This window comes from Rhodococcus sp. IEGM 1379 (assembly GCF_030056815.1).
Classification (GTDB): domain Bacteria; phylum Actinomycetota; class Actinomycetes; order Mycobacteriales; family Mycobacteriaceae; genus Rhodococcus_F.
In genome coordinates this window covers 1-7,912 of sequence record NZ_JASHKR010000129.1, presented here as the reverse complement: position 1 = coordinate 7,912, position 7,912 = coordinate 1, and the positions used below count along the sequence as shown (strand labels likewise).

Sequence of the window (7,912 nt, the reverse complement as noted above, 5' to 3'; positions counted from 1 at the left end):
GTGGTATTCGGTTTGGCGATGGACTACCAGGTATTCCTGGTGACTCGAATGCGCGAAGAATATGTGCACGGGCACTCAGCCAAGGACGCCATCATTTCGGGGTACACCCATGGCGCACGAGTTGTCGCGTCGGCGGCGATCATCATGATCTCGGTATTCGGCGCGTTCATGTTGTCTTCCGAAACCGCCAGCAAGATGATGGGCTTCGGACTCGCAGCGGCAGTCTTCTTCGACGCCTTCATCATTAGAATGATCGTCATTCCCGCGGTTATGTCAATACTCGGTGATTCTGCGTGGAAACTGCCGGCGTGGCTCGACAAAATCCTGCCCAACATTGATATCGAGGGCGAAGCAATTCGTTTGATTCCGATCGAGGAGGATCCGGACGAGGATCTGGTACCTGTCCGGGTGTAGTAACGCTCTCGTCAATGGAAACCATTCGGTCGGTAACGAAATTGGGTTTCGACGCGACAGGTCCGGGGAGAGGCAGCGCCCATTCGGCAAGCCTATGACGGACTGCGAGGGTTAGTGGCCGAGAAGAAATCCGGTTTAGATCGGACGGAGAAGTGGACCATTGGCCTTACCGTCGTGTCGTTGATGGCCGGTGGGATTGTCTTCGCCGGACTGGTCGACCGGTGGACCGGATCCGCCTCGTTCGAATCCTCCGTTGCGATATCGAGTCAGACGTCTGTGGTTACGGAAGAGCCAGTCGCCGAAGATGAAACGGAATACTCGTTCGTGACTCCCACGGTGGATTTTCCGACGACCATTCCCGGATGTGAGAGCGTAGAAGCGCCCGATGACGACGACGGTCTCATGTACTTCGCTCAAAGTCGGGGATATGACGATCCGCAGTTTCCGTGGTTCTCCGGTTCCAAGGCAACTGTGATGTCGGACGCGGTTGGGCAAGCGTTGCCGCTCTCCGTCGAGATGGTATTCGCCTCAGCGCGAGACTCTTTGGTTTTCGGACCGATCTTCGCGCCGGACGAGTCATCGGGCCTGCCCGGCGATTTATCCCTTGCGGTGATGGCGAGTACCACTGCGACGGCAACACTCGCGCGTGACGGAAAGCACGGGGTCGTGAGTGTGTCGGTGAATGCCGGCGGTACCGCGGTACCACCGTGTGTCGCTGGAAGTCTGGACGAGAGGCGCACCCTCGGCGGCGGTGTCGTCATCGATACGCACGAGACGTGGAGTGAGACGAACGGAGTTCGGTCACTGTCACGTTCGGCCACGTTGTATGCGCCGGACGGAACTCGGGTCAATGCCTATGCCGACGACGTGGACAATCAAACAGAACCTGCCCCTGCGCCGAGCGGGGTGATTCCGCTGACGGTCGACGAATTGGTCAATCTGGTTGCGTTGCCTGAGTTTCGGGTGAGTGCGTCTGTTCCCTTGGGCATTCCGGCTCCCCGGCCGGGATGCTCCGGCAATTCCGGAGTCGAGAGCAATGCGCGGAAACTGGATCGAGACGCAGTTGCCCGACTCAACTCTGCACTCGAGGAAGGATGGCGCACGGCGCCGCCCGGGATGCCGGTGCTCGACGCACCACCGGGCTCACTTGTCTTGGCAGATCACGACAACACAACCGCCTGTCAAGCATTCAGCGGGAGAACGGATGCCGGGGACGTGTCCTTCAGCATCGTGATCACCAGTGGGCAAGCACTTCCGGAGTTGCCCAACAAATACGACCCGTCCTACGACGGGCATCCCGATTCCGTAGTCGTCGCGCCCGACGGGTCGATGATCGAACGTGACACGAGCGACTGGAGTGGCACCTACCGGTCAGTCGTCGTTACCAGACCGGACGGCGCCAGGGTGAGCGTGCGTTCGTCGGCCGATTCGCCGGTGAAGCCGATGACGTTCGAGCAGTTGGAGCATCTCGCAATGCTCGACGGGTTGGTTATTCGATGAAGAAGCGATTGTCCGCTGCTGCGCGACTGCGGATTTCAGCTGTTGCTGCCGCGCTCGCCGTGACCGCAGCCGTCTTCACCGTGGTCGATATCGGTGGCCGAGCACATTCGACGACGGAGGGAACTCCGGTGTGGTCGGTGGACGCCGCGGATGTTCTCGGTCGTGAATTCGCTGTCTTCAGCAGCCCGATCGGCGGAACCCAATCTAATATGACGAGAGGTGGTCTCGTCGATGCCGGCTCGACCGTGGTGACGCTGGTAGGTATGCCGGATCGTCGTCGCGGCGTACTCGACGGCGCGGAGCTGGTGGGTCTTGACGCCGCGGACGGCTCGGTTCGGTGGCGTAGTGCCGCGGCAGATATTGCCGGTTGTTCTCCGGCACTGCTGGAAGAATCGGTGCTGTGCATGGTCGGAGAGTCCGAGTATGGCGAAGGTCTTGCGATATTCGACCTGAAATCCGGTGAACGCAAGGATATTCGGACGCCATGGAATCCCATCGCAGTTGTTGCGGACCAGGGCGACATTCTGGCGCTCGAAGGCAATATCGAGGACAACGACGTCAGGGTACACAGCGGAACCGTCGACAACCCGGAAGGTAACTGGTCCAAAGCATTTGACGTAGGGGGATACTGGGAATCAGGCTTTTCCGGACCATTGCTTTCGGTGCACGGGGATTTGGGCGTGATTTCACTCGACGAGTCACTCGGGTTCGACGTCGGTACCGGTGAACAGCGATGGCGACTCGGTTACACCTCGTGCACGTCGGCACACACGAGTCCGGACGGCGTGACGTCGGTCAGTGACGACGGCTGCGACGGAAGCACACCCAGCGTGTATGCCCTCGATTCGCGCGGCGTCGAGATCGCTCGCGAGACCACCGTAGGTTCGAGGAATTCCGGGAGCCGCTATCTGCTCGACCAACCATCCGACAAGTCCAGAGCGATCATCCTCGGTAGCAGCGGGTTTGATCGAACCACCGGTAAGCGGCTCTGGACCAATGAAGAGGTATTCGGAAACGCGTCGTCGCTGTCGGTGATCGATGGCGTAGTTGCTGTTGCGGGACGGGGATCCGAACCGGTGCAGTTTGTCGACCTGGCGACGGGAGAGGTGTTGTGGCAGTCGAGTGCTCCCCGCGTGGGTGAGGTTGCGTGGAACGGTGTGCCGGTCGTCGACGAAGGAATGGTGTACGGACTCGATCCTCGGACAGGACAACGGACCTGGGAAGTGCAGGTGGAACCTGATGCGCGAGTCGAGTTCGGCGGCTGGGCAATGCGGGAGCTGTGGTCCGGGGAGAACGTAGTGGTGCGAGCGAGTGAGGATCGTCTGACTGCCCTGCGCACCCGCTGAGCGTCGGTGTACGTTGCAGCTCGGACAATATTTCGGACAACGAGCACCAGTTATCTGTAGCTGTGGTTTATTGTTCGATTGAGCGGTGATCTTCCGTCCGCGTGCGTGCACGACATGTGAGAGGGGCTGTCATGGGTCAAATTATCGGAACCATCATTTTCGGCGCAGTCATCGGAATTCTTGCTCGACTCGTACTGCCAGGTAAGCAGCAGATGGGGATGATCATCACCGTCGTGCTCGGTATTGCCGGTGCATTGATCGGGTACTGGGTCTGGGAGGGCCTCCTGGGTAAGGGAAACACAGGCGGAATCGACTGGATTCGCTGGATCATCAGCATCGCGGCAGCGGCAGTTCTCTCGCTTGGTTACGCAGCCGTGACGGGCAAGAAGTAGAGCGTCCGTACCAGCAGAAAAGTGCGCCCTCCCAATCGGGAGGGCGCACTTTTGTCTGTTTTGACCAGCCCCCAATTGAGCGAACGGTACGCCCGTCGCCTTGGATGCGCCGAAAGGTACGTTCGCTCGGAATGGGGGGACCAGAACCGGGCGTCGCCGCAGGTCAGACTCCGCGTTGCAGACGCAGGGCTTCGAGGAAGTGTGCCGGCAGTCTCTGATCGAGCAGGTCGTCGTCCGGATGAGGGAGGGCCTTGATTTTTGCGAACTCGTCGTTGAGACGCTCCATCTTCACATCCAAACGGTGGGCCGCTGCGGCAGCTTCGGTGAGTTCGTCGATGAGTTCGACCGGAACTTCGCGGTTGTACTTGTAATAGATCTTGTGCTCGAGGCTGGCCCAGAAATCCATTGCGATCGTTCGGATCTGGAGTTCGATGGGGACGTAGCGCACCCGGTCACTCATGAAGACGGGAACCTCGACGATGAGATGCAGACTTTTGTAGCCGTTCGGCTTGGGATCGGCGATGTAGTCTTCGCGCTCGATGACCCGCAGGTCGGACTGGCTGGTGAGCATCTCGGCGATGCGGTAGGTATCCGAGATGAAGCTGCAGGTGATACGCACACCGGCGATGTCGAAGATGTTCTTCGAGATGTCGTCGATGGTCAAGGGAATCCCCAACCGCTCGGCCTTACGCAAGATGCTTTCGGGAGTCTTGACCCGGGAGGTCACATGCTCGATGGGGCTGTACTGGTTGATGTGAGTGAACTCGTCTTTGAGGATGTTCACTTTGGTCATCAGTTCGGCAATGCCGAATTGGTACAACATCATGAATCGGGAGAACTCGGTGCGCAGTTCGGCGAACTCGGTTCGACTGATTGCGCTGCTGTCTTCCACGTTCGGCTCACCCTCATCTATTAGCTGGTGTAACCAGTCTGCCACCGATGCTGTCATGTCCGGTTCAGTGCGGCGAGGGTCATACCGCGCAGGACGCGGCGAGTGCGCGCCGGCGACGCCGGATTTGCACTGTGTGGAGTGGAGTTGATCAGGCCGAATGTGGCATGAGCCTTGATGCGGGCGTCTTCTTGATCGAGCGTCGGATCGAGTTTTTCGAGGACATCTACCCACACTTCGACGTACTTGCGTTGTGTCTGGCGGACTTGTCGACGTGCGTCGGCCGGAAGGCTTTCGAGGTCGCGGTCCTGGATACGGATGAGATCGGGTTCGCCGAGTGCGAAGTCGAGGTGAAACTCCACGAGGGCGTCGAGTGCCGAGACCGGGGAGTCTGCTGCGTCTGCCGCCGCAGATCCACCCTCGTACAACCGGGTGCTGATTCCGACGAGGAGTTCGACCAGGACGGCGTCCTTGTTGGGGAAGTGCCGGTAGACGGCGGGGCCGCTGATGCCGACGGCAGCGCCGAGATCTTCCAGTCGCACGCTCACGAATCCGCGTTCGGCGATCAACCGTGCGGCGGAGTCGAGGAGCTGACGACGACGGTCTGCTTTCATCTGATCGCGTCGTGTCGGAGCGGTCACCTGCTCAGAGGTCATTTTCTTCGATCTTTCTCGGCTGTGATCTGGACAACTCAGTTAATCATAGTTAATCTAGTTTCAGTTATCGAGCATTAACTCATGGCGAAGGCGGCGGGATGACTCCCAGTGGAATCACGCAAGGATCGGGATACCGATCCGATCACACCGTTCTGGTGGAGGAACTGAAGAAGAAACTGGCACAAGCTGCACTCGGCGGCAACCAGAAGTCGCGAGATCGGCACGTCAGTCGCGGAAAGTTGCTTCCGCGAGATCGGGTGGATTCGCTCCTCGATCCGGGCAGTCCGTTCCTCGAGTTGTCACCGCTCGCGGCCAATGGCCTGTACGACGACGAGTGCCCCGGCGCCGGTGTCATCACCGGTATCGGCCGCGTCTCCGGACGCGAATGCGTCATCGTTGCCAACGATGCGACAGTCAAGGGCGGCACCTACTACCCGATGACGGTGAAGAAGCATTTGCGCGCACAGGAAGTGGCGCTGCAGAACAATCTCCCGTGCATCTACCTGGTCGACTCGGGCGGAGCGTTCCTACCCCGCCAGGACGAGGTGTTCCCGGACCGCGAGCACTTCGGACGCATCTTCTACAACCAGGCGACTATGAGCGCCAAGGGAATTCCCCAGATCGCAGCGGTGCTCGGTTCGTGCACCGCCGGCGGCGCTTACGTTCCCGCGATGAGCGACGAGGCAGTGATCGTCCGAAACCAGGGCACTATCTTCCTCGGCGGTCCGCCGCTGGTGAAGGCTGCCACCGGTGAGATCGTGACGGCAGAAGAGCTCGGCGGCGGCGACCTGCACTCCAAGGTTTCCGGTGTCACCGACCATCTGGCCGAGGACGACCGCGACGCACTTCGTATCGTGCGCAACATCATTGCCACTCTCGGGCCACGCTCGGAGCGTCCGTGGGATGTGATTTCGACGGTTGAGCCCGTCGCCGATCAGAGTGAACTCTACGATGTGGTGCCCACGGATTCACGTACGCCTTACGACGTGCACGAAGTGATCACCAGGCTCGTCGATGGCGGTGCGTTCCAGGAGTTCAAGGCAGAGTACGGCAAGACCCTGGTCACCGGATTCGCCCACATCCAGGGCCATCCGGTTGGCATCATCGCCAACAACGGAGTGCTCTTCGGTGAATCTGCCATGAAGGGTGCACATTTCATCGAACTGTGCGATAAGCGCAGTGTTCCGCTGCTGTTCCTGCAGAACATCGCCGGCTTCATGGTGGGCCGCGACTACGAGGCCGGCGGAATCGCGAAACACGGCGCAAAGATGGTCACGGCCGTCGCCTGTGCACGCGTTCCGAAGCTGACCGTCGTCATCGGTGGTTCCTACGGCGCCGGTAACTACTCCATGTGTGGACGGGCGTATTCGCCTCGCTTCCTGTGGATGTGGCCCAATGCGCGTATTTCGGTGATGGGCGGCGAGCAGGCTGCATCAGTACTTGCGACGGTCCGAAGCGAGCAGCTGGACAGTGCGGGTAACCCGTGGTCCGCGGACGACGAAGAGTCGTTCAAGGCGCCGATTCGTGAGCAGTACGAGGCGCAGGGCAATCCGTACTACTCCACCGCACGGCTGTGGGATGACGGTGTGATCGACCCTGCAGATACCAGAACTGTTCTCGGCCTGGCTCTCTCGGTGTGTGCAAACGCGCCGATCGAGCCGGTCTCCTACGGCGTCTTCCGGATGTGAGAGTAATGACTGAGATTCGTACGATTGATACCGTCCTCGTCGCCAATCGTGGCGAGATCGCGGTTCGAGTGATCCGCACGTTGCGCGAGATGGGAATTCGCAGCGTCGCCGTCTACAGCGATGCCGACGCGAATGCACGCCATGTCCGTGAGGCAGACACAGCCGTCAATATCGGACCGGCACCCGCTCGCGAGAGCTACCTCGTCATCAACAAGGTGATCGATGCCGCCAAGACAGCCGGAGCTCAGGGTATCCATCCGGGTTATGGCTTTCTATCGGAGAACTCGGCATTCTCGGCAGCCTGCGCGGCTGCGGGTATCGCGTTCCTCGGACCGTCCGAGCATGCCATCGAGGTAATGGGCGACAAGATCACCGCGAAGAATGCCGTTGCGGCGTTTGGTGTTCCCGTGGTTCCGGGTATCGCCCGACCCAGCCTGACCGATGAAGACCTCATTGCTGCGGCCGACGACATCGGATATCCAGTGTTGGTCAAGCCTTCGGCCGGCGGCGGCGGCAAGGGAATGCGGTTGGTCGAAGACCCCGCGAACCTCGCCGAGGCATTGCGAAGTGCACGACGAGAGGCAGCCTCCTCGTTCGGCGACGACACCCTGTTTCTCGAGCGATTCGTTCTGCGGCCCCGGCACATCGAGGTGCAGGTGCTCGCGGATCAGCACGGTAACGTCGTTCACTTGGGTGAGCGCGAATGCAGCCTGCAGCGACGCCACCAGAAGGTCATCGAAGAGGCGCCGTCGCCTTTGCTCGATCAGGTGACACGCGACCGGATCGGTGCCGCAGCGTGCAACACGGCTCGCAGCGTCGATTACACCGGCGCCGGCACTGTCGAGTTCATCGTCTCCGCTGACAAACCTGACGAGTTCTTCTTCATGGAGATGAACACCCGCTTGCAGGTCGAGCATCCCGTCACCGAAATGGTCACCGGACTCGATCTCGTGGAGTGGCAGGTTCGTGTTGCTACGGGGGAGAAGTTGGCCTTCGAGCAGAGTGACATCACCATGACCGGGCATGC

Annotated in this window: 8 protein-coding genes; 6 read left to right on the top strand and 2 right to left on the bottom strand. The window is 60.2% G+C overall.

Features of this window, described 5'->3' with window-relative positions; all coding sequences use genetic code 11:
• The 4 genes from QM600_RS28165 to QM600_RS28150 form a co-directional block, all read left to right on the top strand.
• Positions 1-414: MMPL family transporter (locus tag QM600_RS28165; protein ID WP_283265046.1), on the top strand; the 414-nt coding region annotated here is incomplete at its 5' end.
• A gap of 114 nt (positions 415-528) precedes the next feature.
• Positions 529-1,914: a hypothetical protein gene (locus QM600_RS28160; RefSeq protein ID WP_283265045.1), complete on the top strand. Its 1,386-nt coding sequence runs from the start codon at positions 529-531 to the stop codon at positions 1,912-1,914.
• The gene (locus QM600_RS28155; protein ID WP_283265044.1) at positions 1,911-3,260 is read left to right on the top strand and encodes an outer membrane protein assembly factor BamB family protein; all 1,350 of its coding nucleotides are present in this window, start codon (positions 1,911-1,913) and stop codon (positions 3,258-3,260) included. Before QM600_RS28160 ends, QM600_RS28155 begins: the two co-directional genes overlap by 4 nt.
• Positions 3,261-3,391: 131 nt before the next feature.
• A complete protein-coding gene (locus tag QM600_RS28150) occupies positions 3,392-3,652 on the top strand; it encodes a GlsB/YeaQ/YmgE family stress response membrane protein (RefSeq protein WP_283265043.1) in 261 nt (86 codons plus the stop codon).
• A 163-nt stretch (positions 3,653-3,815) separates the two neighbouring features.
• On the opposite strand, the gene QM600_RS28145 is transcribed toward QM600_RS28150, so the two are convergent.
• Together QM600_RS28145 and QM600_RS28140 are read right to left on the bottom strand one after the other, a co-directional pair.
• Positions 3,816-4,544 carry a GTP pyrophosphokinase gene (locus QM600_RS28145; protein WP_283265042.1) on the bottom strand — a complete coding sequence of 243 codons (729 nt, stop codon included), beginning with the start codon at positions 4,542-4,544 and terminating at the stop codon, positions 3,816-3,818.
• Positions 4,545-4,597: 53 nt separating this feature from the next.
• Positions 4,598-5,197, bottom strand: a complete 600-nt coding sequence (locus tag QM600_RS28140; RefSeq protein ID WP_283265041.1) for an SACE_7040 family transcriptional regulator — start codon at positions 5,195-5,197, stop codon at positions 4,598-4,600.
• Between the two features lie 98 nt (positions 5,198-5,295).
• Between QM600_RS28140 and QM600_RS28135 the strand changes: the two genes are divergently transcribed.
• Both QM600_RS28135 and QM600_RS28130 read left to right on the top strand, forming a co-directional pair.
• Positions 5,296-6,885, top strand: coding sequence for a carboxyl transferase domain-containing protein (locus tag QM600_RS28135; protein WP_283265040.1), 1,590 nt, complete (start codon positions 5,296-5,298; stop codon positions 6,883-6,885).
• 5 nt (positions 6,886-6,890) lie between these two features.
• Positions 6,891-7,912 (top strand): acetyl-CoA carboxylase biotin carboxylase subunit (locus QM600_RS28130; RefSeq protein WP_283265039.1); only part of this gene is annotated, 1,022 nt, incomplete at its 3' end.

Bases quoted from the DNA above. Each gene is read 5' to 3' on its own strand.
- QM600_RS28155 (WP_283265044.1), top strand. From the start codon at position 1,911: ATGAAGAAGCGATTGTCCGCTGCTGCGCGACTGCGGATTTCAGCTGTT.
- QM600_RS28150 (WP_283265043.1), top strand. From the start codon at position 3,392: ATGGGTCAAATTATCGGAACCATCATTTTCGGCGCAGTCATCGGAATT.
- QM600_RS28140 (WP_283265041.1), bottom strand. From the start codon at position 5,197: ATGACCTCTGAGCAGGTGACCGCTCCGACACGACGCGATCAGATGAAA.
- QM600_RS28135 (WP_283265040.1), top strand. From the start codon at position 5,296: ATGACTCCCAGTGGAATCACGCAAGGATCGGGATACCGATCCGATCAC.